Origin of the sequence: Desulfovibrio sp. 3_1_syn3, assembly GCF_000145315.2 — a bacterium.
Lineage (GTDB): Bacteria > Desulfobacterota > Desulfovibrionia > Desulfovibrionales > Desulfovibrionaceae > Desulfovibrio > Desulfovibrio fairfieldensis.
Map to the genome: position 1 here is coordinate 2,622,377 of NZ_ADDR02000001.1, position 23,868 is coordinate 2,646,244.

Annotated in this window: 13 protein-coding genes and 1 tRNA gene; 8 read left to right on the forward strand and 6 right to left on the reverse strand. The window is 58.0% G+C overall.

What is annotated here, in order from left to right:
• The first annotated feature begins 179 nt into the window (after positions 1 to 179).
• Positions 180 to 1,031, forward strand: a complete 852-nt coding sequence (locus HMPREF0326_RS11070) for an IS3 family transposase (RefSeq protein WP_035073009.1) — start codon at positions 180 to 182, stop codon at positions 1,029 to 1,031.
• Between the two features lie 178 nt (positions 1,032 to 1,209).
• Here the strand turns inward: HMPREF0326_RS11070 and HMPREF0326_RS11075 are convergent.
• Positions 1,210 to 1,285 (reverse strand) — tRNA-Glu (locus HMPREF0326_RS11075).
• Between the two features lie 188 nt (positions 1,286 to 1,473).
• On the opposite strand from HMPREF0326_RS11075, the gene HMPREF0326_RS11080 reads away from it, so the two are divergent.
• The gene (locus tag HMPREF0326_RS11080) at positions 1,474 to 2,850 is read left to right on the forward strand and encodes an NlpC/P60 family N-terminal domain-containing protein (RefSeq protein WP_008683742.1); all 1,377 of its coding nucleotides are present in this window, start codon (positions 1,474 to 1,476) and stop codon (positions 2,848 to 2,850) included.
• On the forward strand, positions 2,837 to 4,411 hold the full coding sequence (locus HMPREF0326_RS11085; protein ID WP_008683741.1) for a dephospho-CoA kinase: 1,575 nt from the start codon (positions 2,837 to 2,839) through the stop codon (positions 4,409 to 4,411). Before HMPREF0326_RS11080 ends, HMPREF0326_RS11085 begins: the two co-directional genes overlap by 14 nt.
• A gap of 191 nt (positions 4,412 to 4,602) precedes the next feature.
• Here the strand turns inward: HMPREF0326_RS11085 and HMPREF0326_RS11090 are convergent, their stop codons facing one another.
• On the reverse strand, positions 4,603 to 5,085 hold the full coding sequence (locus HMPREF0326_RS11090; protein WP_009302420.1) for a helix-turn-helix domain-containing protein: 483 nt from the start codon (positions 5,083 to 5,085) through the stop codon (positions 4,603 to 4,605).
• A gap of 427 nt (positions 5,086 to 5,512) precedes the next feature.
• Here HMPREF0326_RS11090 and HMPREF0326_RS11095 point away from each other — a divergent pair, with 427 nt between their 5' ends.
• Both HMPREF0326_RS11095 and ybaK read left to right on the forward strand, forming a co-directional pair.
• Positions 5,513 to 7,564, forward strand: a complete 2,052-nt coding sequence (locus HMPREF0326_RS11095; RefSeq protein WP_008683738.1) for an ATP-binding protein — start codon at positions 5,513 to 5,515, stop codon at positions 7,562 to 7,564.
• An 18-nt stretch (positions 7,565 to 7,582) separates the two neighbouring features.
• Positions 7,583 to 8,077: a Cys-tRNA(Pro) deacylase gene (gene ybaK / locus HMPREF0326_RS11100; RefSeq protein ID WP_008683737.1), complete on the forward strand. Its 495-nt coding sequence runs from the start codon at positions 7,583 to 7,585 to the stop codon at positions 8,075 to 8,077.
• A gap of 248 nt (positions 8,078 to 8,325) precedes the next feature.
• On the opposite strand, the gene HMPREF0326_RS11105 is transcribed toward ybaK, so the two are convergent.
• Both HMPREF0326_RS11105 and tnpA read right to left on the reverse strand, forming a co-directional pair.
• Positions 8,326 to 10,413 carry a methyl-accepting chemotaxis protein gene (locus tag HMPREF0326_RS11105; RefSeq protein WP_008683735.1) on the reverse strand — a complete coding sequence of 696 codons (2,088 nt, stop codon included), beginning with the start codon at positions 10,411 to 10,413 and terminating at the stop codon, positions 8,326 to 8,328.
• A 219-nt stretch (positions 10,414 to 10,632) separates the two neighbouring features.
• Positions 10,633 to 11,088 (reverse strand): IS200/IS605 family transposase, encoded by a 456-nt coding sequence (gene tnpA / locus HMPREF0326_RS11110; protein ID WP_008686514.1) that lies wholly within the window; start codon positions 11,086 to 11,088, stop codon positions 10,633 to 10,635.
• Positions 11,089 to 11,470: 382 nt separating this feature from the next.
• Here tnpA and HMPREF0326_RS11115 point away from each other — a divergent pair, with 382 nt between their 5' ends.
• Positions 11,471 to 11,860 (forward strand): Arm DNA-binding domain-containing protein, encoded by a 390-nt coding sequence (locus tag HMPREF0326_RS11115; RefSeq protein ID WP_009301369.1) that lies wholly within the window; start codon positions 11,471 to 11,473, stop codon positions 11,858 to 11,860.
• A 193-nt stretch (positions 11,861 to 12,053) separates the two neighbouring features.
• Here HMPREF0326_RS11115 and HMPREF0326_RS11120 read toward each other — a convergent pair whose 3' ends face one another.
• Together HMPREF0326_RS11120 and HMPREF0326_RS11125 are read right to left on the reverse strand one after the other, a co-directional pair.
• Positions 12,054 to 18,821 carry a non-ribosomal peptide synthetase gene (locus HMPREF0326_RS11120; RefSeq protein WP_008683733.1) on the reverse strand — a complete coding sequence of 2,256 codons (6,768 nt, stop codon included), beginning with the start codon at positions 18,819 to 18,821 and terminating at the stop codon, positions 12,054 to 12,056.
• A 9-nt stretch (positions 18,822 to 18,830) separates the two neighbouring features.
• On the reverse strand, positions 18,831 to 20,729 hold the full coding sequence (locus HMPREF0326_RS11125; RefSeq protein WP_008683732.1) for a non-ribosomal peptide synthetase: 1,899 nt from the start codon (positions 20,727 to 20,729) through the stop codon (positions 18,831 to 18,833).
• Between the two features lie 232 nt (positions 20,730 to 20,961).
• Here HMPREF0326_RS11125 and HMPREF0326_RS11130 point away from each other — a divergent pair, with 232 nt between their 5' ends.
• Positions 20,962 to 21,879, forward strand: coding sequence for a 4'-phosphopantetheinyl transferase family protein (locus tag HMPREF0326_RS11130; protein WP_232224932.1), 918 nt, complete (start codon positions 20,962 to 20,964; stop codon positions 21,877 to 21,879).
• Positions 21,869 to 23,779, forward strand: coding sequence for a non-ribosomal peptide synthetase (locus HMPREF0326_RS11135; RefSeq protein ID WP_020990538.1), 1,911 nt, complete (start codon positions 21,869 to 21,871; stop codon positions 23,777 to 23,779). The genes HMPREF0326_RS11130 and HMPREF0326_RS11135 overlap by 11 nt, the downstream gene beginning before the upstream one ends.
• Positions 23,780 to 23,868 lie beyond the last annotated feature (89 nt).

Consider the following 23,868-nt stretch of genomic DNA (forward strand, 5'->3'; position numbering starts at 1 on the left):
CGTGAATGGGTAACCAAATTTCAGCGAGGCGAATCTCTCGAAGATGGACGCGGCAAGGCAACGGGTTCTCGCAGAGGGAGACCTCGCACTCAATTCGCATCTGTTGAAGAAGAGTTGTCCTATGTGAAGGCGGAACGTGATTACTTAAAAAAGTTATATCGCTCCCGATTCGGACACGAATGGGGAGCAGACAAAAGTGGCAGCATTTCAGAATAATTGATGAATTGCGGACGCGGCATTCGTTGTCAATTTTGCTGTCTTATTCTGGATTATCCAGGTCTGGATATTATAAATGGAAGAAGAGTGTACCCAAGCAAGACAACAATGAAGATATCGTGGAGTACATTAAAGCGATTCACTCATTACGCCCCTTCTACGGATATCTTCGTATAACGACAACTTTGCATCGTGAAGGGCTTATCGTAAACCATAAGCGAGTTCATCGTTTGATGCAAAAACTTGGCATTCAATCGGTTATCCGTAAAAAACGCCGTTACGTTGGCAAATCGGGCAGTATTGTGTTTCCGAATCTCCTTGGCCGTGACTTCAAAAGCGATGTTCCCGGTAAAAAACTTGCGACAGATATCACCTATCTGCCGACAAGCTCCGGTTTTATTTACTTGTCGGCAGTGCAGGATTTGCACAATACCGAGATTATCGCATACAGCCTCTCAGCCAGAAATGACCTTGAACTGGTGCTTGCCACACTGTCTAGACTTCCGGCCATGCCTGGAGCCGTGTTGCACTCTGATCAGGGCTTTCAGTACACCCACAAGACATATCAGGAACGGCTTGGCAGTTTGCAGATTCTTGGCAGCCATTCCCGTAAGGGGAACTGCCTGGATAACGCCTGTGCGGAGTCATTCTTCTCTCATCTCAAAACAGAATTATTTACAGACAACCAACCGTTACCCAAGGATGAAACTATTGCCTTGGTAGAAGCATATATCCTCTTCTACAACAAGGAACGGTTTCAGAAAAGGCTCGGCCAGCTTTCCCCGGTAGAGTACCGAGAAAAGCTGGCCGCGTAATCGTTGCCCCGGGGGATTTTTACCTGTCTACTTGACAGGGGTCAGACCAGGGTCAGACCACATTAGCGGGGAGTTTTCGATCATAAAAGAAGGGGGCGAAGGTCGTACCCTTCGCCCCCCTGGAAAAAGCGATTTGCACATAAATTTGCACATGCTCAAATCGCAAAACCTGGAAACTTGGCGTCACCAACGGGATTTGAACCCGTCTTAGCGGCTTGAGAGGCCGCCGTCCTAACCGGATAGACGATGGTGACAGCGCGTTTGTAATAGTTGGAACGGGCCGCTTTGTCAAGTGCCCGCGTGAGATATCCGGTCCGCAAAGAAGGCGTTGCCGGAACAGCGGCCCTGATGCTATGTATGCCCTTGGCCCGAACGACGGCACGCAATCCATCTCGCGTGCGCCGCGTCATTGCTTTTCCCGCCAGAGAAGGAAACAACGCCCATGAAAACTGTCCTCCGCCTCCTCCTGCCCGTATTCTGCCTGATGCTGCTTACGGCCTGCGGCGGCAAACAGGTACCCACCCGCGAGGGAGATCTGCCCCCCTGGATGGGCACGCTGGCGGATCTGCGTCAATTTCCGCAGGATCTGAACGTCTACGCCAAGGCCGCCGGCCCGGACAAAGCCCTGCTCGACGCCGAGGAACAGGCCGCACAGGACGCGCGCTTCAACCGGATTTTTTTCGGCCCCTGGGACATGGGCAAAACTTCCATGCGCAAACGCGATGTGGCGGCCATTTTCCGTCGGGCGCGCGGCTTCAAACGCGACGACATCCGTTGGTCCCAGACGGAATGGGATCAGATAAGCCGCAACGCCCATCTGCGGACCTTTCCCTCGCGCGCGCAGGCCGCCATTACCGTACGCAATACGGACCTGCGTGAAATGCCCACCCACGAAACCCGCTTTTCCGAGCCCACGCCCGATTCCAGGGCCAATCCCTTTGATTATTTCCAGTATTCCCTGCTGCCGCCGGGCACGCCGCTGCTCATCGCGCATACCAGTCTGGACGGACGCTGGCATTTTGTGGAATGCCCGGTGGCCGGAGGCTGGGTGGACGCCGAGGACGTGGCCCTGGTGGATCAGGAATTCAAAAGCGTCTGGCGCTCGGGCCGTTACGCGGCCCTGCTGCGCGACAAGGTAACCCTGCCCGGCGTCGGCCCCAATGGCGGCGACGGCCAGGCCAATATCGGTACCATGCTGCCCCTGAACAGCGAAAGCGCGGAAGGCGGCCTGCGGGTGCTGGTGCCGCTCAAGGGACCGGACGGCATGGCCCGTAGCGCGGAAGTCGTTCTCGCCAAAGGCGACGCCGTGCCCAAGCCTCTGCCCCTGACCCCCGGCAACGTAGCCGGGGTCGGTAATGTGATGATGGGCCAACGCTACGGCTGGGGCGGCATGTTCGGCGACCGGGACTGCTCCGCCCTGACCCGCGAGCTGTTCACGCCCTTCGGCCTCTGGCTGCCGCGCAACTCCGGGGCGCAGGCGCGCATGGGCGTGGTGCAGCCCTTGGAAGGCCTGAGCGCCAAGGAAAAGGAAGCCCTGATCCTGAACAACGGCGTGCCGTTTTTAAGCCTGGTGGGCATGCGCGGGCATATTACCCTCTATGTGGGCAAGTACAAGGGCCGGGCCGCCATCTTCCACAACGTCTGGGGCGTGCGCACCATTGAGGACGGCAACGACGACGCGCGCTTCATCATCGGCCGGGCTGTGGTCACCTCCATCACGCCCGGCGCGGAGCTGAAAAATCTATACCGGCCCATGACCTTTGCCGACCGGCTGCGCACCCTGTCCACCCTGGCGGGATCACGCCGTGAACCGTATTGAGCTGCTGATCACGGCGGACACGGCCGGACGACGCCTGGACCGCGTCCTGCGGGACGCCGCGCCCGGACTTTCGCGCGCGGCCCTGCAAAAGGCCGTGCTTGCCGGGCGCTGCCTGGTGGACGGCCTGCCCGTGTCCCGGCCTGACGCCAAAACCCGTCCGGGTCAGCGAGTGCTGCTGGAGTTGCCGCCGACGGAAAACGCGCTCAGCCCCGAGGAAGGCCATCTTGAACTGCTCTGGCAGGACGAAAGCCTGGTGGTCTGCAACAAGCCCGCCGGACTCACCGTGCACCCCTGCCCTTCCTGCCCGGAACACACCCTGGTGCAGCGCCTGCTGGGACGCTTTCCGCAACTGGGCAGACTGGAAGGCCTGCGCCCCGGCATTGTCCACCGTCTGGACAAGGATACCAGCGGCCTTTTGCTGGTGGCCCTGACCGAACCCGCGCGCCTGGCGCTGAGCGCGGCTTTTGCCCGGCGCGAGGTGCACAAGGAATATCTGGCCCTGGTCAGCGGCCTGCCGCCGGAACAGGGGGAATGCCGCGAGCCCCTGGGACGCCATCCCACGGCCAAGATCAAAATGGCCGTACTGCCCGAAACGCGCGGCGGCAAGCCCGCGCATACCACCTGGAAGCGGCTCTGGAATACGCCGGATCAACGGGTTTCCTTGCTGGCCGTGCGCATCCATACCGGGCGTACCCATCAGATCCGCGTGCATCTGGCCCATCTGGGCCATCCCCTGCTGGGCGACAAGCTGTATGCGCCCGCGCCGGTGCGCGAGCTGGCCCCACGCCAGATGCTGCACGCCTGGCATCTGGCCTTCAGCCATCCGGACAGCGGAGAGGAAATGCATTTCGCCTGCCCGCCGCCCGACGACCTGCCCCAGGCGGCTCTGGCGGCCTGTCGCCGGATGCGGCGGCTGATCGTCACCGGCAATCCGGGCAGCGGCAAGTCCGCACTCACCCGGCATCTGGCGGCACTGGGCCTGCCCTGCGTCAGCGCCGACGCCCTGGTGGCCGGGCTGTATGCGCCGGGCGGCGAAGTCGCCGCATGGCTGGAACGACGTTCGGGCCGGGACCTGCTGGCGGAGAACGGCGGCGTTGACAAGACGGCCCTGCTGGCGGCCATGCGCGCAAACCCGGCCCTGCGCCGCGAAGTGGAAGAACTGGTACACGCCCTGGTGCGCGTCGCCATTAAGGATTTCTGGCAGGCGCAGGAAGCGGCGGGCGCTGCTCTGGCCGTGGCCGAAGTGCCGCTGTATTTTGAATGCGGCTGGCAAGCAGCGTTCAATCCCGCGCCCCTGACCGTGGGCGTGCACTGCCCTCTGCCCCTGCGACTGCAACGGATCATGACCAACAGGGGCTGGAGCGAGGAAAAGACCGCCGCCCTGGAAGCCTGGCAATGGCCGGAAGCCCGCAAGGAGGCGGCCTGTGATCTGCTGGTGGACAACAGCGGTTCGCCGGAGGCGCTGGAAAATGCGGCCAGGGATCTGACCGGCCGTCTGGAGGACCTCCGCCGGGAAGAGGAAGCGGCGCGGCGGCGCGCGTTGGAAGCGCTCTGGCAGTGATGCCCGCTGGTGCGGACGGTGGCTATCTGAAAACTGCCGACGCTTCCAGGGGCTGTTTGCGAGCGAAGATTTTCGTTCCTCGGCAGGAAAGGTGAGTCCCGGGCGGTGGGGTCTGTTCAAAGCCGCCGCGCGGGGCGAGCGACGCAGCCTGCGGACAAAAGAACATGGCGACGGGTTAAGGAGGGCTGACCCTAGGCAAGCGGGTCCGGCAAGGGTTCGCAGCCGCCGGAAAGCTCCATCCTGCCGATTCTGGCCTCAAGGCGAGCCACGCGTTCGCGCAGAGCCGCGATTTCCTCCATCAGACTGTCTTTTCTGGCATAAAGCCGTCGGTTTTCATCCATCAGTTCATCGCGCTGGCGTTCCACGCGGTCGAGTTTTTCCTCCAGCCTGGCACAGCGGAAATCCTCCTGAGCCCAGGCCGCCGGGGCGGCGGCCGCTTCGTGCGGTCCCACCCGCACTTCCCCTCTCCGCATGGGCCCCAGACCGGTCAGAAGCCATTCGATATTCACACCGGAAACCGAGCAGATTTTTAACACGACCTCGCTGTTGGGCAGATTTATGTCCCGTTCATAGAAACCTAGGGCCCCTTTGCTGATCTGCATAGCCTGGGCGAAGGCCCCCTGCGACTGTTTCCCGCGAGCTAGTTTTATGCGCTGCCCAAGTGTAGAATTCATGGGTAAAAGTTCCACTGTTCAAGAGACTATCCTCACAATTCAAGCCAGAATACTATTAATATTCTGAAATGATTGGAGATAATACTTTGAACAGAATTTTAATATTTTACCCACAATTCTAATTGAAAAAAGCAGAATTCTATTCTAAAAAAGAGTTGTGGGCGGTTGAAGTCATAACACATCGCACCTTGGACTTTAGCCGCCTGCCTTTTCAAAATCAACGTCTGGGCCATACTGGAGTTCAATCTTGCCAAAATAACGGCGTTCCGCAGAGGTCTGTTTGCTTATTTCGAAAATGAGTTCCAGGCGGCTGACACGCAACAAGCTTTTCTGCCTGAAGAATTGTCCACTTGACATGGTCCCATCTAGCCACCTATACTACTTATTCCGATGCTAGGAAACGCAGTAAACTCCTTGTGGTGAATGTATGCCGACTACCGCGCAGTTCTCGGGGGAACACTTTTCTAATCCGCTGGCCCTGGCATTGGAAATATCAAGCTCCGCCCTTCTGAACGACCGCAAAGAGCCTTTTCTCAAAACAGCTCTGGCCAGTATCGGCGAATCACTGCACTGCGGCCAAGTTTGTCTTTTTGAGTACGAAAACAAGACTTGGCGGGAGCCGCTCGTCTGGTTCAATCAAGTTTTGGAGAAAGCCCACGGCGCTTCTCCCCCCGCCGACACGGAACTCCTGGCGCCCATTCTCGACATCCTGCTGCACCGCAAAAGTTTCTGCGCCACGGACACCAGCCTGATGCCCGCCGGTCCGAAGCGGGATCTTTTATTGCGGCTCCAGGTCAAATCCCTGCTCTGCCTGCCCATTCTATATGACGGCCAGCTGTTCGGGGGCATCTGCCTTCTGCACCGCGTGGCCCCACGCCAGTGGACGCCGGAGGATGCCGGCATCTGCCATTTGCTGGGCAATATGCTGGCAATTACCCTGACGCATTTCCGCCTTTATGAGCGCCTGCGCCACAAACACGACCAGCTGTGCGACATTCTGGACGCCTTTGTGGACCCGGTCTACATCATTGATATGGAGAGTTACGAGCTGCTCTTCCTGAACAAGAGCGTGGAGGCCAGCTTTCCCAAACCGGAAGGGCCGATGGGCAATATCTGCTACAAGCGCCTGCAAGGGCGCGACAGCCCTTGCCCCTTTTGCACCAACGCCATCATCGCCTCCAGAAACGAACCCTACCAGTGGACCTATGAAAACGAGCTCACCAAGCGGACGTACACGGTGGTGGACAAAGTCATCCACTGGGATACCGGGCATCCCGTGCGCCTGTCCATAAGCACCGACGTCACCGATCTTCTGCGAACGCAGCACGAAAAACAGGCGGCCGTAATCGCTTCCCAGGCCAAAAGCGAATTTCTGGCGCATATGAGCCACGAAATCCGCACGCCCATGAACGGCATCATCGGGCTTACCCATCTGGCCCTGCAAAGCGATCCTTCGCCGGAACACAAAGACTATCTGCACAAGATCCGCTCTTCCGCCACCAGCCTGCTGGCCATCATCAACGACATCCTGGACCTCTCCAAGATCGAGGCCAACAAGATGGTCCTGGAAAACGTCAATTACACCATGGAAGAAGTGCTGGATTTCGTCTATACTTCCATCCGTTTCCCGCTGGACCAGAAAGGGCTGGAATATATCTGCGAAGTGGCCGACGACGTGCCGCTCAAGCTCTGGGGAGACGGCCTGCGCCTCAAACAGGTATTGCTCAATTTGCTGAGCAACGCGGTCAAATTCACTTCCAAAGGCAGCGTACGGCTGCGCATCCGACGGGAAAACAGCGACAGCCAGGATCTGCTCCATTTTATGGTCACGGATACGGGCATGGGCATCAGCCGGGAATACCAGCAGCATCTCTTTGACCCATACACCCAGGCCAATGCCAGCATTGCCCGCCGTTTCGGCGGCACGGGCTTGGGCCTGAGCATCTGCAAGCGCATCGCCGGTCTGATGCGCGGCAATTTATGGTGCGAAAGCGAGCCGGGCAACGGCAGCACCTTTCATCTGAGCATCCCCTGTATCCTTTCGCGAAAGCTTCCGGGTGCCTGCCCGACCGTCCAGAGCTCTCTGCCTCTGCCCGGTGGAGCCCGGATTCTTCTGGTGGAAGACAATGAAATCAACCAGGAGATCGCCCGCGCCATGCTGCATCAGCTGGGTCTGGATTGCGATCTGGCCCAGAACGGCAAAGAAGCCGTAAGCATGGCTCTGGCAAAGGACTATGACCTGCTGCTCATGGACGTGCGCATGCCGATTATGGACGGGCTGACAGCCACCCGGCTGATCCGCGAGAAACTGACCGTCAGGGAAAAATCCTCTACGCTGCCCATTGTCGCCATGACCGCCGCCACCCTGCCCGAGAATATCGACGAGATTCTGGACGCGGGCATGGATGACCATATCTCCAAACCCTTTGACGCGGCCGTGCTGCGCAACAAGCTCGCCTACTGGCTCAAACGCCGCTGAGCTCCGGATTTCCCTCCCATGACCACCGCCAGGATTCCCAAAACCAATGCCGCCCGCCTGCTGGAAGGGCTGGGCATTCAGTTCAGTCTGCACCGCGCCGAGGTGGACGAGGAAGATCTTTCCGCCGTGAGCATGGCCCGCAAGCTGGGCGCCGAACCGGAACGCGTGTTCAAAACCCTGGTGGCCAGGGGGGACAAAAACGGCGTGCTGATGGCCTGCATTCCGGCGGCCGCGGAACTGGACCTCAAGGCCCTGGCAGCGGCTTCGGGCAACAAGCACGCGGAAATGGTGCCGCTCAAGGAAGTCCGCCCGCTCACCGGCTATATCCGGGGCGGCTGCTCCCCGCTGGCCGCCAAAAAGGCCTACCCCGTCCTGATTGACCAAAGCGCCGCGGCACACGAACGCATCTACGTGAGCGCCGGTTTGCGCGGCGTGCAGATCCAGCTTGGGCCCAACGACCTGTTGCGCGCCACGCAAGGCGCCTATGCGCCGCTGACCCGCCCGGCCGACTGAAAAAACAGCCGGACCAGACCCATCCCCAGGCCCAAAGAAACCGGGCCGCCGGGCAGCGGGATTTCCCGACCAAGAACAGGATTGTTACCGGACAGCCCCGCCGCGCGCGAGGCGTGCGGGTGGACGCGCCGGGGCTGTTTTCCCATCGGGAAATTCCGGCCTTCCGCAAGGAGCACAAGCTGTAGGGGAAACCCGCATATAGCCGGGAACGTCCTGGTAAAAGCATGTTTTTTGCGAAGGGGCTGGCCCTAGCCTGACGCGCCCTCCTTCAATGAACGGATGATGCTCTGCAACTGACCGGCAAGCCGGTTCAGCTCCTGCATGCCCTCGTCCGCAGCGGCCATGGCCTGGGCCACATCTCCGGCGATATGGCTCACGACCTCTGTATTCTTGTTCACCTCTTCCGAAGAGGCCGACTGCTGCTCGCTGGCCGCGGCTATGGCGTGCACTTGGTCCGCCGTGTTCATGACCATCCGCTCAATGCTTTCCAAGACCTGACCGGCTTTGCCAGCCAGTTCTCTGGAAATGCCCACTTGCTCCACCGACTGCCGGATAAAGGCGCTGTTGGCCTGCGCCCCATCCTGAATATTTTTGATGGCCGTGCCCACGCTTCTGGTGGCTTCCATGGTCTTTTCCGCCAGGTTGCGCACCTCGTCGGCCACCACCGCGAAGCCGCGCCCGGCGTCTCCGGCCCGAGCCGCTTCAATGGCCGCATTGAGCGCCAGCAGGTTGGTCTGATCGGCAATATCGGTGATAAGATTCATGACCTGGCCGATGTCCGTGGCCTGTTGCAGCAATTGCTCCATGCTCTCGTTGATTTTTTCAGTGAACGCGGCCACCTGATTGATGCTCTGCACCACATCCTGCACTTTTTCCCGGCCGTCCATGGATTCCCGGCGGGCGCTGGCCGCGATTCCCGAGGCATCGGAGGCATTGCGCGCCACCTCGGCCACCGCGCCGTTCATCTGGCGCATGGCGTCCGCCGTTTCCGTGGTGCGCGCCAGCTGGGTGTCCACAGCACCGGCGATGGAACGGGTCTGTTCGCTCAGATGCGAAGAGGTGAAATCCAACGCGTCCACCACGCCCGCCAGTTGCTCCGCAGTCTGCAACACGCCTTCGCGCCGGGCGTTTTCCGCCTCCTTGCGCGCCTGTTCGGCTTCGGCCAGAGCCGCCTCACCCTGCCGCAACGCCGCCTCGGCCTGGGCCGTCTTGCTCTGGGCCGTGCCGATAAGCTCGCGCAACTGATCGACCATGCGCAGCATGTCGGCGTGCAATCCCTTCAGCTCTCCGTGAAAACAGTCCTCACGCGGAATGGCGTCAAAATTTCCGTCAGCCACGCCTTGGGCCGCCGTGCCCAGCCTGCGCAACGGGGAAACAATGCTGCGCGAGATCAGCAGACCCAGCAAGGCCACGACGGCGACCAAGCCCAGACCGGTATACAGCATGCGCCGGACGGCTTTCATGGCATTGTCCAGAAGCTCGGCGCGGTCCACCAGGGCAATGAGATGCCAGCCGCCCTGCGTCACCTGGCTCACGGCCACATAGGTCTTGCCGTCGTAGCTCACCTCGCCGCTGCCCGTGCCCTGGTCAAAGGCCGCCGCCAGGCCGGGTTCGCCCACGTCCCGGATGTTTTTCAGAACACGCTCGGGCCGGGTGGGATTGTACAAAATCAGCCCCGTATCCTCGGTGAGCAGCAGACGCGCGGTTTTGCCCAGTTTGAGGGTATCCAGAAACGCACTCAGGGCATTGAGATTGATGTCGATGCCCACCACGCCCAGCAATGTGCCGTCCCGGCGCACGCTTTTGGCCACCGTGGTGACCAGGTTGCCGTTGTCGGACTGATAGAATTCAGTCAGCACCACGCCGTCGCTTTTTTGGGCCGCCTCATACCAGGGACGCTTGCGCGGATCAAAGCCCGCACTCAGCGTGTCGTCCGGTGCCTGTACGAAACCGCCGCCCCGCGTGCCGTAATAAATCAGCTCAAATTGCGGATAGACCTTGATGAAGGTGCTGAATTCGTCATAAAGCACGCGCTCCGGGCCGCTGAGCCGCGCGCCCTGCGGTTTGACGCTCTCGGTGTTGTCCGCATAGGACGTCACCTGCCCGTCGGCCTCGGCCACGGACGGCAGCTGGGCTAGAATATCCACGATGCCCTTGGAACTACCGACCATCTGGCTCAGATACTGCCCGGCCAGCCGCAGGCGACCACCAGCGTTGGCGCTGAAGTCCTCCACCGCCGCCTTCCGACTCTGCCAGAAGGCCAGCAGAGCACAGCCGCCAACAGCCACACAAACGGAGACAATGATGGAAATCAGAATCTTATTACGAATAGTCATGTCATCCCTGCCGCTTATGAATAGGTCTAGATAACTTATCGACCTACAGTGAATTTTCCAAAAGGGCAAGGCGGGAAATACCGTGGTATTTTTTCAGGGCAATCAAAACCACCCGCATAGCGGGTGGTTTGCTCCAGCCCTATAAGGGCTTGTTACCGGCCAGCGTCTAAAGGCGCTGGCTTTCACTTTGTTCAAGCCCAGTGCCCTTGCCGCTTTGGCTTACCCCTGGAAGGGGTTTTGGTATTCTCGGGTACTTACTCGATCTTGCAGAATATCATGCTTCTCTTGCTGCTGAATGTATTTTTTGACCGTTACCTCATTGAGTCCTACCGTACTGACGAAATATCCTTCCGCCCAGAATTTCCTATTGCCAAATTTGTACTTCAGGTTTGCATGCTTATCGAAAATCATCAATGAGCTTTTTCCTTTCAGGTACCCCATGAAACTTGATACACTGATTTTTGGAGGAATACTCACCAGCATGTGCACATGATCCGGCATGAGATGGCCCTCGATAATTTCAACACCTTTATATTTGCATAAGTCCTTAAGAATTTCTCCGATACTTTCTCGAATGTTGGCAAATATTATTTTCCGCCTGTATTTTGGAGAAAAGACAATGTGATACTTGCACAACCATTTTGTGTGGGCTAAACTTTGAACTCGAGTTCCCATATAAAAACACCTTTCCCTTAAAAATTACGATGGGCTTGAACAACTCTATCGTATGGGAAAGGTGTTTTTTGTATAACAAATTATTTCCACCCGCATAGCGGGTGGATTTCTGTTTCGCTCGCAAACGCTCGCTCAACTGGCTAAAGCCCCTTATAAAGAAGAATGCCAAGGTCTAAAAGACCTTGGCATTCTTTGTTTTTTCCTTCCGGTATGGTTTCCCAAAGTCCAGCCTTGTCCGCTTGCATCCAAACATTTTATGGGTATATCCGTAGGTAGAAATGTGGTACGACATTTCTGATACCTACATGAATAACCGCGCGGAATCAAAAATATTTTTATCCATGTGGGTATCTCTTCGTCCAACGACAGCCAAGGAGTGCCCATGCCTCTTACCGATACCCACATCCGCAGTCTGAAACCCGACGTGAAGCCCCGCAAGTATTTTGACGGCGGCGGTCTGTTTCTCTTCATCCCCGCCAACGGAAGCAAACTCTGGAGAATGGCCTACCGTTTTGACGGCAAAAGCAAGCTGCTCAGTTTCGGGGAATATCCCACCGTATCGCTCAAGGACGCCAGAGAACGCCACGAAGAGGCGAAGCGCATGTTGTCCAGGGGGATTTTACCCGTCAGACCACAAGCGGCAGCTACGGCAGGCCACAGCCATCGCGGAACGCGACAGCTTCCAAAATATCGCCAGAGAGTGGCAATGCAGGCAGCTGTGATATCTCTTCCGTCACAATGTCGCGGTTGCTTTTTGAACTGGCTGTCATGAGACCTCTTCCCGGTTTTTCCAAAACAGGTCATAGGCGACAATGCGTCTGCTTAATACAAAGGCCCTTCTTTCCCGGTCCCTATCCACATTGCCGCCGGACGGGAAAAGACAGAGTTACGGCAGGCGGAACAAGTCGCTCGCCGGAGTTCGCCAGTGCCGATAAAAACCAAGCCGGTATGCAGTCGCTTTACTGTCAAATCTCTTCCCATTCGCCGACACTGCCGCGTTGTTGTTCTTCAATGTAGGTTACCATCCCAGAAAAACAAATTAAGCTATAAATCTGGCGCACCTGCATTGAAACGCCGAACTCTTTTTCCATGAAATGGACCAGCCGTACCGCCAGCAGGGAATTTCCCCCATCGCTGAAAAAATTGCTGTCACTCCCCGGTTGAACATGGAGCACATCGCTCCACCAGCCGCTAAGGGCCTTGGCCACCCCGGAATCGAATTCGGACGGTTGTTCCCTGCTCCGCTCGGCCAGTCGCGTCATTTCTTCTTTGCACATGGAGCGCAAAGCGGCATGGTCGATTTTTCCCGTATGGATACGCGGCATATCTTCCATCCAGAGAACATAACGTGGGATGAAAGCGGCAGGCAGCCTTCCCTCCAGTTGCAAGCGCAGGGCCGCCGGCAAGAGCTCCAACACAGGCATTTTTTCCACGCGGGGCATATTTCCGCAGTCAGCTGCAAGGCATGCCACAAGGCTGTCGTGACCATTGTCATCCATGCAGAGCACCGAGGCCTGCTGAACGCCGGGCAGAGCAAGAAGCAGCCCTTCCACTTCCTGAGGAGCGATCTTTTGTCCACGGATCTTGATCTGCCGGTCAGTTCTTCCAAGGCAAATCAGATTCCCGTCTTCCGTCCAGACTCCCATATCACCGGTGCCAAAGGCGGGTTCTTCCTTATGCCTGAAAAAGACGTCTGTTTTGATTATGCTGCCGTTTTCCTGAAGATAGCCCTGGCAAACCATTCTGCCGCATACGCAGATTTCCCCGCGCATGCCGGGAGGAAGCACGGCTCTGGTCTTGTCCATGAGAAGGATACGGCCACCGGCGATGGGTTTTCCGGCCGGGACAGCTGATGTGCCCGTGAGGGATGAAGAACAGAGATGCCATGAGGCATCGCAGGTTATCTCGGTACTGCCGTAGAAATTATAGATTTTCGCTGAAGGGAAGGCGCGTTGTAGGCGGTGCGCCAAAGCAGAAGGCAGAGGTTCGCCGCTGGACACAATATGCCGCAAGGCGTCTAGAGTCCCCTTTCCTCGTTCCGCCATGGCGGCAAATTCACGCAGCAGGCTCGGCACCGCCACAAGCCGCGTGATTTTTTCGGTCTTCAAAATTTCATACAGCGTATCCACATGGGCGATGCTTTTTTCTTCCATGAAAAACACAGGGAAGCCATAAAACAGCGGCCCGAAAATCTCGCAAAAGCAGTCGCCGAATGCCATGTCCGTCTTGGAGCATCCCTTGTCCTGCACGGTTGGCGGCATTAATTTTTCTCCCCATTCAAGCCTTCCCACAAGACCGGCATGGGAGAGAGCCACTCCCTTGGGCCTGCCGGTGGAACCGGAGGTGAAGATCACCCAGGCAGTTCGCTCCAACATCCCGGCTGGGCGTTCGACCGCGAGAACCGCTGCTCCGGCGTTTCCCTGCACAATATCGCTCCCCAGCACAACAGGACCTGTGAAAGCCCTTTCCAGGCACCGGCCCCAAAGTCCTGCCAAGTCTTGCGGACAGTTTGCCACAAGTGCAACGGGACTGGCGTGCTCCAGTATGGAAAGCGCTCTTTCGGCGGGCAACGTGACGCTTATAGGCATGACCGCCGCTCCCAGTCGCCATGCCGCAAGCATGGACGCCGCAAGCTCGGCTCCTCGCGGCATGTAGAGTGCGATGAGGCGTGAATGCTCCAAGGGAGTTTCGGCTGAAAGGGCGGGGACAAGGTTTTTCATTGTTTCCGCCATGCCTACGGCCCGTGAAAATAACTCAAGGTAACTGTATTCCCGGCGGTCCCGGCCCGCATACTCCATAATCGCGACCTGATACGGATGGCGGCGTGCCGTCTCAACAAACCAGTCCCACAGGGATGCATGCCGCAGGGGGACGGCCGCCTGGCAGTTCACGCTCTCAAGCAGCACCTCATCCCGGTCAAGGCAATATCGCATTTCTGAAAGAGCCATATCCGGTTGGCGGGCGCATTGAGCAACGACATACTCCAGCCTGGCAAACAGATTTTCCACATGTCTGTGCTCCATCACGGCCTCATCAAACACCACAACGAAGCTCAAGCCGCCATCGGCCTCATGCAGAGCAACCTCCATGTCCATACCGCTCTTGTGTTCTCCTCCCGCCGCAATGGATAAGGTCACGTCCCCGGCCCTGACCAGGCTTTTGTCGGTATTGTCCTGGCTGAACGTTATGGAGAAAAATGTCTTTCCGGCGGATTCCATGCTTGAGTCGTCGCTTCTTACCAGCAGTTCAAAAGGGGCGAGCTCATGTTGCTTGGCCAACATCAGTCCCTTATGGGCGGCTTCCAGAATATCTTCAAAGGTTTGGGCTCCGGCAAAATCAAAAGCCAGGGGCTGCGGGTTGACCAGCATACCCACGATACTTTCCAGGTCGGGAAGAAAACGCTGCGCCGAGTAGGTGCCCAGAAGAATGCGCTCACTTCCAGAGTAGCGTGAGGCCACGAGGGCGAAACCGGCCAGAAGGAAAATAAAGGGCGTTACTTTTTCCTGCGCCGCCGCCCGACGCACCTGCTCTGCCAGAGCATGAGGAAGGGTATGCCGAAAGAAACTGTGACTTCCGCCTCCCTCTCTCGCCTGTGGCCTTGCCCCGGCCAGGCTTGCGTGAAAAGAAGCCGGCTGCGCATCCAGGCTGCGCAGGGCCGCAGCATAGGCGTCCGTGTGCTTCTGCATGGCGTCCATGACTTCCGGCAGACGTTCCCAGCAGGCAAAATCGCCATATGAATATTTTGCCATGGGCACTTCCATGCCTTCCATGGCCAAGCGCCACTGGGCCAGAAAGATCTTCATGGACCAGCCGTCAAAAACCGCATGGTGGACCACAAGCAGCAGCTCGGCGGCCTGGGCTTGCCCCTCTTCCACCGGCATGAGGGCAAGGGTTCCCCGTACAAGAGGCCCCTCCAGCATATTCAGCGCCTCCGCCCCTCTCTTCCTGGCGGCGTCCGCCCACCTGCCGGCGGCGCTGTCCGGGGAGAGGTTTCGCAGATCCAGCACCTCAAAAGGCGCTTCAATCCGAGGCAGCACCCGCTGAACAAGCAGCATGCCCCCGGCCGCGTCCGGCCTCTCTTCAAAAACAGTGCGCAATGCCGGATTCGCGTTTATCGCCGTCCCGAACGCGGCAATAATGCGGTCAGTGTCGATCCGACCCCGCAGACTGAACATGAAAGGCAGATTGTACAGCCCGCTGACAGGCTGAATCATTTCGTCCACGTGGATACGTTGCTGCGCGCGCGAAGCAGGGTACAGGCCGGAAGCACTTTGCAACTGCGCCGCCTCACTGAGGGAAGGCAGTTTGTTACGCTCCTCCCCCGCACCCAAGCTGGCTATATATCCGACAAGCGCCGCAAATGAAGGGTGCTGGAATACGCTCAGTATGCCCAGATGCGGAAAACCGGCGGACATGAGTTTGTTGAGCAGACGAATGGCCGTAATGGAGTCGCCGCCGCATTCAAAAAAATTGCTTGTTTCTGATTCAGGCCTGCGGCCAAGCAATTCTTCCCATACTTTTGCCAAGGTTGAGCGCAGCGGCGTATCCAGCCGCACGTCCTCGCCAGTCCGGGGCAGTTGCCATTCAAGAATGGCCTTTCTGTCTACCTTGCCGTTGGAGGTCACCGGAAAAGACGAACACAAGCCGATAAATGGCGGAATCATGTACGAAGGAAGAAAGCGCATAAGATGGGCTCGAAGCTCCTTCAGACAAATATCTTTGCCTTCTCTCCCCCTGACCCAGGCAACCATGACAGGAGAACCTGCCGGGCCGGTCCTGGCGAGAACCACAGCTTCCTCCACGGCGGGAAAGGTCTGAAGATGGTGTTCGACTTCGCTCAGTTCGATGCGGTAACCGCCAATTTTGACCCGATTGTCCTTGCGCCCCACGAATTCCAAAACGCCGTCAGCATGCATACGGACCATATCGCCCGTTTTGAACAGGCGCTCGCCATTTTTCCCGCAGGTGGGAAAAAGCTGTTGGGTCAGGCGATCGTCATTGGAATATCCCGGCGACATAAAAGGCCCCGTGCAGCACATTTCCCCCACCACCCCGCGCGGGCGGATATTGCCTGCCGCGTCCACGACGCGGCAGCCGCAATTGGCTATGGGGGTTCCATACGGCAGGCTGTTCCAGCAATCCTCCACCCTGGTTACCGTATGGGTGACATTCCAGATTGTTATTTCCGTGGGGCCCCCAACCGTAACGATCTTTGCTCCGGGCGCCAGCCGGAACAGCGTCCGTGCGGTTTCCAGCGGCGTCCAGTCGCCGCCGAGGCATACGACACGTAATGATGCCAGAACGCTTTTGACCTTTTCTTCAGACAGTCCGCGGCAATAATCCACAAGCATGGTCAGCATGGCGGGCACGGTATGCCAGAACGTCACGCCGTGCTTTTCGATCAGCTCAAACCAGTGCCGGGGATCCTTGCGCAGGCGGGGATCGGGATAAACCGCGCGCATGCCGCACAGCATATTGCCCATATACTCCGGTATGGACATGTCGTGTTGCAGGGGCGACAGGGCGAGAACCACGTCATCGGCCCCCAGCCCCAGCCTGCCCATGTGGGCGCGCACGTTGAGAATACCGGCAAAAGGCAGTTCCACTCCCTTGGGGACGCCGGTGCTGCCCGATGTGTGGATGACGCAGAAGACGCTCTTGTCCCACACTCGCCGCCCGGTCGGCAGGGCTGTGCGCACCGGTTCACCCGATGCCACATCCAGGATGGGCAGGCCGAAGGCCGCCGCTTTTTCCCGAAGCGACGCGTCGGTCACAACCATGGCCGCGCCGCAACGCCGCACGATTTCTTCCAGCCGCTCAACGGGGCTTTCCACATCCAGCGGAATGCACACGCCCCCGGCAGATTTCACGGCAAAAGGCATGATGCTCTGCCAGCGGCCTTTTTCCAAAAGAATGGCCACCCCTTCGCCGGGTTTGAGGCCAGCCTCGCACATTCGTGCTGATGCGCCGCACACGAGTGCGGGCACGTCACGCCACATGAGAGCGCCCCGGACATCCTCAATGCAGACATACTCCGCGCGCGTGGATGAAAATTCGTCAATAACGGCGGCAACGTCCATGTCGGCAATCGAGCAATCTCCACCCCAGGTCAAACTGTACAGGACAGGGAGGGCAAGAACAGACAGGGGAAATGCTTCATGCCAGATGCCGTCCCTGTCGGCGCAGGCGCGTACCAGGGCCTCAAAAGCGGCAAACATGTTTTCCGCAAGCCCTTCGGGGAAAACGCCATCCAGAATATCCCATGAAAGGCGCAGTTCTCCGCGCACCACGGCATACTGGGCATCAATCCAAACTTGCGGCGTCTGGCTGAGCCCCTTGCGGATACGACCTATGCGTTCAAGGGGTTCCATCCAGGAAGAGCTCGCACCCTCTCCCGCATCCGTTTCACTTGTAAAAACAAAGGGCATGCAGGCTTCCGGCCCCAATGCATTGGCCTGACGCCATTCACGCAGGATGGCCACTCCCGACACATGGCAATATTGCAGGTCTTCCAGCAGTTGCGCCATGACAAGACGGGTCCTTTCCAGAAGACTCCCGCCCGCCATGCAGTCGTATTTTACCAGCGTCATGCTGGCGAATTCACCAACGCACGCATTCACATCCGCATGCACGGGCAGCCTGTTGCCCCAGGGCACATTGATGGTGAACGCGGGTTCTTCGGACCAGTGCCCCAGGGTCTCCGCATAGCAGGCAAGCAAAAAGGCGGCCAAGGTCACTCCCTTGCCGCGCAAGGAATTTCTCAGCGTTTTAAGCTCTGCTTCCGAAAGTCTTGCTTCCAGACGATAGGACTTCACGGGGTCGTTCGAGCTCTTTTTACCGGAGCCACGGGCCTCCGGACGATAGCCCCGCTTTTTTTCAAGCGGCAGCATGGGTGCTGCCGGCAGGGTGGTCACTTTGGTTTTCCAGTAGGAAAAACTGGCCTGATAGGCGGAGGAATTCCGGAAGGACTGCACGGCAAGTACATAATCCCTGAAGCTCAAGCCCGGCGGGGGAGGTAGCGTCAGGCCGTGATACAGGGCGGTCAATTCTTCCATGAGCACGCGGTAACTCTGCCCGTCCAGGCACCATGTGTCCTGGCTGGCAAAAAGAATGTCAGTTCCGTCCGGCAGCCGCACCGCGTGAAACGCACACTGAGGCCATGTTTCGAGTGAATAGCAGCGGCAGGACAAATCGCGGCGGATGGAGTCCAGCGTCTTGTCCGCTTCCCGCGCAGACAGGTCCGAGGCGTCCGTACGCATTATCCTGATGGGGGAATATTCCCTCAGGATGCGCTGCATGCCGTCTCCGACGACCACTGCATGCAGCATGTCATGTCGCTGCACCAGCGTATTCAGGCATTTTTCCAGGCGCTCCACATCAAGGCTCGGGACCTCAAGCTCAAAGTATGCGTGAATGCCCACCTGCCCATATTGCAGCGTGTCTCCGCGCCCGATCCAGTATGCCTGTTGGTTGTCCGTCAGCGGAAAGGGCATAAAACGGTTTTGGACATCCGGACTGAGTTCCGGAATCTCCTGCCGCAGGGCCCTCTCTTCTTCCTCAAGCAATTGCAAAAGCTCCCGCTTGCGCAGCCTGAGAGTATCCAGACGACTGCTTGTCAGGGCCTCTCGCGGGCCGCGGCAGACAATCTCCCCCTCTTCAGCATATAAGACTATGCCCTGACTGCGCAGTTCAAAAACAAATTCGAGAAGTTCCGCTGGATACCCGGCATTCATGGCATACCCCTAAATCTTGACGGTCAGTTCGTCCTGGGCATTAAGCCCTGTGCCGCGGACGGGCAGGAGCCGCGCTCCCGCACCGCTCCCGGCGGCCGCCGGGCCGTTCATTCTGGCATTTTCAATGAAAAGCCTGACCACATAGGCGGTGCGCGGATGTGAAAAAAGTCTGAAAGGAACCGCCACCTGAAAGACGGAGCGGAAAACGGCAATCAGTTGCGCGGCAAGCAATGATGTGCCGCCGTGATCAAAGAAAGCGTCATTTTCGCTGAAAGCTTCAGACCGCAACACTGCCTGAAAGGCCGCGCAAACGTCACCACCTGAGGAAGATGGTTTCACGGCAGGGGGTGCCGGCAGGCGCTTTTGATCAACTTTGCCGTGGGCGGTCAGCGGAATGGATTCCACAACAAGGATGTGCCCGGGAACGAGATGGGCGGGAAGTTCTTCCGCAAGAACCTTGCGCAGGTTCTCAGCGAAAATCCCGGGTTCCATGCCGAACGCGGAGCCGTGGGCCACCACATAGGCGACAATGGTCGGGTAGTCCCCGCGCACAAAGGCGACATGCACATTGGACACACAGGGTTGGCGCATGACGGCCGAACTGATTTCATCGGGGTCCACCCTTTTGCCCCCGATCTTGAACTGCGCATCTCTTCTCCCCACCAGAACAAGCCGCCCGTCGGGTTGCAGATAGGCCATATCACCTGTCCGGTAGCAGCGTTTTCCGCTTCGGGGGTCAATCACAAAGCAACGGGCCGTCCGTTCCGGATCATTTATATACCCAAGCCCCACGCCCGGACCGCCGATAAGCAGTTCCCCCACCTGTCCTGCAGGCAGAGGCGCAAGATCGTCATCCACGACCAGCAACTCGGCATCGCCAAAGGGTTTTCCCACTGCAAGGGGACCTTCGGGCAGAGGAAGACTTATGTTCCCGGCGGCGGCGACCGCGCAGGTTTCCGCCGCCCCGTAAGAGTTGTTCATTACGATGCCGGGGCAGGCGCGCATGATCTTTTCTATACGACCCTTATTGGGCAATTCTCCGCCGAAAATCAGGACTTCAAGACCGCTGAAAACGCTTTCATCCTGTGCGGCAAGCGCGCTCATGACGCTTACAGGCATGGCTGCCGTATTGATCTCCCATTTTTTCAGATGCATTTTCAGACTATGGGCATCAAGCAGCGTTTCTTCCGGGGTGAGCACGAGCGTGCAGCCGTTCAGCAGACTGATCCAGAGCTCTATAATGGAAAGATCAAAAGTAAGTGCCCCTCCGTAAAGCACTCTCTTGCCGGCGCTGAATCCGGGCATGCCACGTGAGCCGACAAAATTGGCGCAAATGCCGTCATGGGGCAGGGCCACCCCCTTGGGTGTTCCGGTGGAGCCCGAGGTGTGGATGACATACAGCGGCGGGGGCATATCCCCATACCGGGCCCGCATCACATCTCTCATTTCCACTCTGCTCCAGGCTGAAACAACCTTCTCGGCTCCAAACAGATCATCGGTATAAACAACGGGCGTTTCACCGCCCCAGCCGGACACGGACATACCCTCCTTGTCGCACACAAGCAGGCACATGCGACAGTTGCCCCTGACCGCTTTCAGACGGTTGTCCGGCCAGTCGCAGCCCAGGGGCATATAGGGAATGCCTGCTTTGGCGGCCCCCACCGCAGCCACGACATGCCGCGCCGAGCGGCAGTGATAGAACCCGATGACCGGCAAGGTATCTATCGAGTATGGCATCTCTCCCTGCAGAATCCCGGCATCGCCGGCACGGGTAAAAATTGCGGCGGCTCTGTCGGAAAGCAAATCGAGATCCGAAAACGACAGGCACAGGTCAGGCCCCATAACCGCCGGGACGCCTGGGTTGGAGCGCGCTACCTCTGTAAAGCGTCTGAGCAGATCTGTTGCCATGACTCCTCTCTTACTGGATGGTAAAAACAATCCTCACAAAGCAATGTGAGAATGTTTGTCGATGATACACGCGATGCACTCGCTGTCATGCCCATTTTGGTTATTTTTTTGCCCATAATAACAAAATATTCACGGCCATATATGAATGATAACTATCCATATATTAATTAAAAATGCCCATAATTTTTTTGGGATAAAAAAAATACAAACATGAGCAGCCCCATGTCGGATCATGCGATATCTTGGATCGGGTCTGAAATGCAGCATGCCCATCGCAAGGAGAGCTGACATGAAAAGCCCACGGGAAAATCCGGCCAAGCAGCATGTTGTCCTGCGTCCGGCCCCCTTTGATACAGAGACTGAAGGCGAGGAGAAAGTGCACGTATACCTTACCCACGCCCGCGACCTGATGGACTTGGCCTCTCCGGCGCAGCAGGGGCACGGCCTGGAGGCGTTGCTGGAACGTGAAGATCCGGCGTCCGCGCTGGGCCGGGCTTTTGCCCTGCTTTCCCCACAGGAACAATACAAAGCGCTTCGTTTTCACCGACTGAATGACGGAATCCTGTATATGGCGTCCCATGCTGCACTGCGCATGTTATTAAGCCTGGAAAAAGGCCGCCGTTTGCCGCATGAGTGGCTTTTCGCCTCCAGTAATTACGGTAGACCCTACCTTGTCGCCGACGCCTTCTGCGACTTTAACATTTCCCATTCCTGGCCATGGGCCGCTATTGCTTTCTGCCGCCACGGACGCTGTGGAGTGGATGTGGAGCTTCAAGAACATCTGGGCGACTGGCAGGCCCTGATCCCCCTGGTATGCCATGAAAATGAACAGCAGCGCATGGCGCAAGCCGGACGCCCGGCACATCAGTTTCTTCGGCTCTGGACTGCCAAGGAAGCCGTTTCAAAAGTCCTTGGACTGGGACTTTTGCTCCATTTTCCTTCCATGGAAACGGATATGAGTACCGGCAGCATCCGCATCGACGGCCGCCCCGCGCCGGTGCGTTTTGTCCACTTGGCGAACAGCGTGGAAGAAGGGGTCGTATCCGTGGCTTGGGCGGGTACTCCGGAAAAATCTTTTTGTTGCTGCGTAAGTCAATTCAACGTGATCACGGGATGTGTCGCACACGTGGGTGAACATCATGTGCAATAACAACGCATCGCTGGAACTGAACAAGACAAGACTCATCGCTTCATTTCTGGAAAATGCACGGCTTTTCCCCGATCAGGAAGCCGTAGTGGACGGAGAACAGAGCATCACCTATGCAGAGCTTGATGCAGTGTCCAACCGCATTGCGGCGCGCCTGCAGCGGTCATACTCCCAAACTCCTGAGCAGCCGGTCAAGGTTGTGGGTGTGCTGCTGCCCCGTTCGATCGGCAACGTGGCCTGCTGGCTGGGAGCGGCAAAGGCGGGCATCGCCTATGCCCCTATCGGGCTGGACTGGCCCCCGGCGAGAATTCAGGGCATCCTGCGCCGCTGCAGCATAAAGGTCGTGCTCACCGGCGGGGATTGCGCGGCAATCATTCCACGGGACCTGCCGGTCGAGGTGCTGGATGTTGCGGATTTTTTGGACATGCCGGACAACGCCCCCGCTATTGAGATACGTGTCCAAAAATCCCGCGATGAAGAATCCCTGCCTCTGTATGTCATCCACACTTCGGGTTCCACCGGAGAACCCAAGAGCGTCGCCCTGACCCATGCCAACACATACGCAGTACTGCAAAATCCCTCGGAATACGGCGTGCGAAAACATGACCGCATGGCGCACGTCATCGCCGTCACATTCGACCTTTCCATGATGGAGGTCTGGGGTAGCCTTCTGCATGCCGGAACGATCATTGTAACGGAAACCGAAGTATCCCTGGATGCGGAACGCCTCAAATCCCACATCAGCCGCTACGACATTTGTTGGGCCATACTCTCCACTGGAGTTTTCAACATTCTGTCCACACAGGACGTTACGACCCTGAAAAGCATGCGCGACGTATGCATTTGCGGCGAAATGCCCAATCGCGAAGCCATCATGAAGGTATGCGCGGCATGCCCCGGCACCACTATCCACAACTGCTACGGACCGGCGGAATGCACCATATACGTCACGCGGGAGAGTATCACCCCGAAAAGCCTTGAACCTGCCGTAGTTCCTGCGGGCCGCCCCATTGCAGCCGCCGGAATACTTATCGTGGACGACGACATGCGCCCGCTTCCGCCCGGTTCCGTGGGCGAAGTGATCATAAGCGGACCATGCGTGGGTCTGGGCTACATCGGGGATGCGAAGCGGACGGGCCGCGCCTTTGTGCACTTGCCGTACCTCGAGGGACCCGTTTACCGGACCGGCGACTATGGAACCCTGGACGAACACGGCAGCCTGACGGTCTTCGGCAGAAAGGACAACCAGATAAAAATATCCGGACGCCGCGTGGAACTTGGAGAAATCTGCTCCACAGCCATGGGGGCGCCGGATGTAAAAATGGCCTTTATCTCCCTCACGCAGGGCGCCGACAGAGAACTTGTCGCCTATGTCACGCCCGAATCCCCCGAGATGCTGACCGACCGGAATCTTCGGGCACGTTTCGTGGCCGGTCTGAAAGATCACATGCTTGCCCGTCTGCCCGAATACATGGTTCCCAGGCACTACATCCTGGTGGACAGTCTGCCCCTGAACACGCACGGCAAAGTTGACCGCAGCCGCCTTCCCACGGTGCCAACTCCCACGCTGGTCGAAGACGGCAGTATCCTCGGGATGTTCCGCGAAGTTCTCGGCAACTGTGACTACAGGCTCCAGGATTCCTTTTTCGATGCGGGTGGCACCTCCATCAAGGCCGCGCGCCTCATCGGTGAGATCAGACAGGCGACACAGGTCCCGGTACCGTTCAGTCTGCTTCTTGAAGACAATACCGCCGCCAAAGTACAGGCCTATGTCGAGAGTGCCCGGAATTCCGGTGTGAACACGTTTCATGACGCCCCAAAAACGGAGCCGGTCAGGTTTTCTTTCCACAGGCGCACAAGACGGCCTTCTTCTCTTGAGAAAGCTGTGGGAGACGAACAATGAGAGCGGAAGACATCCTCCGCCGGTGCGCGGACCGCAACATACAGGTTGAAGGGAAAAACGGACGACTTCTTGTGAATCCGGCCAGCGCA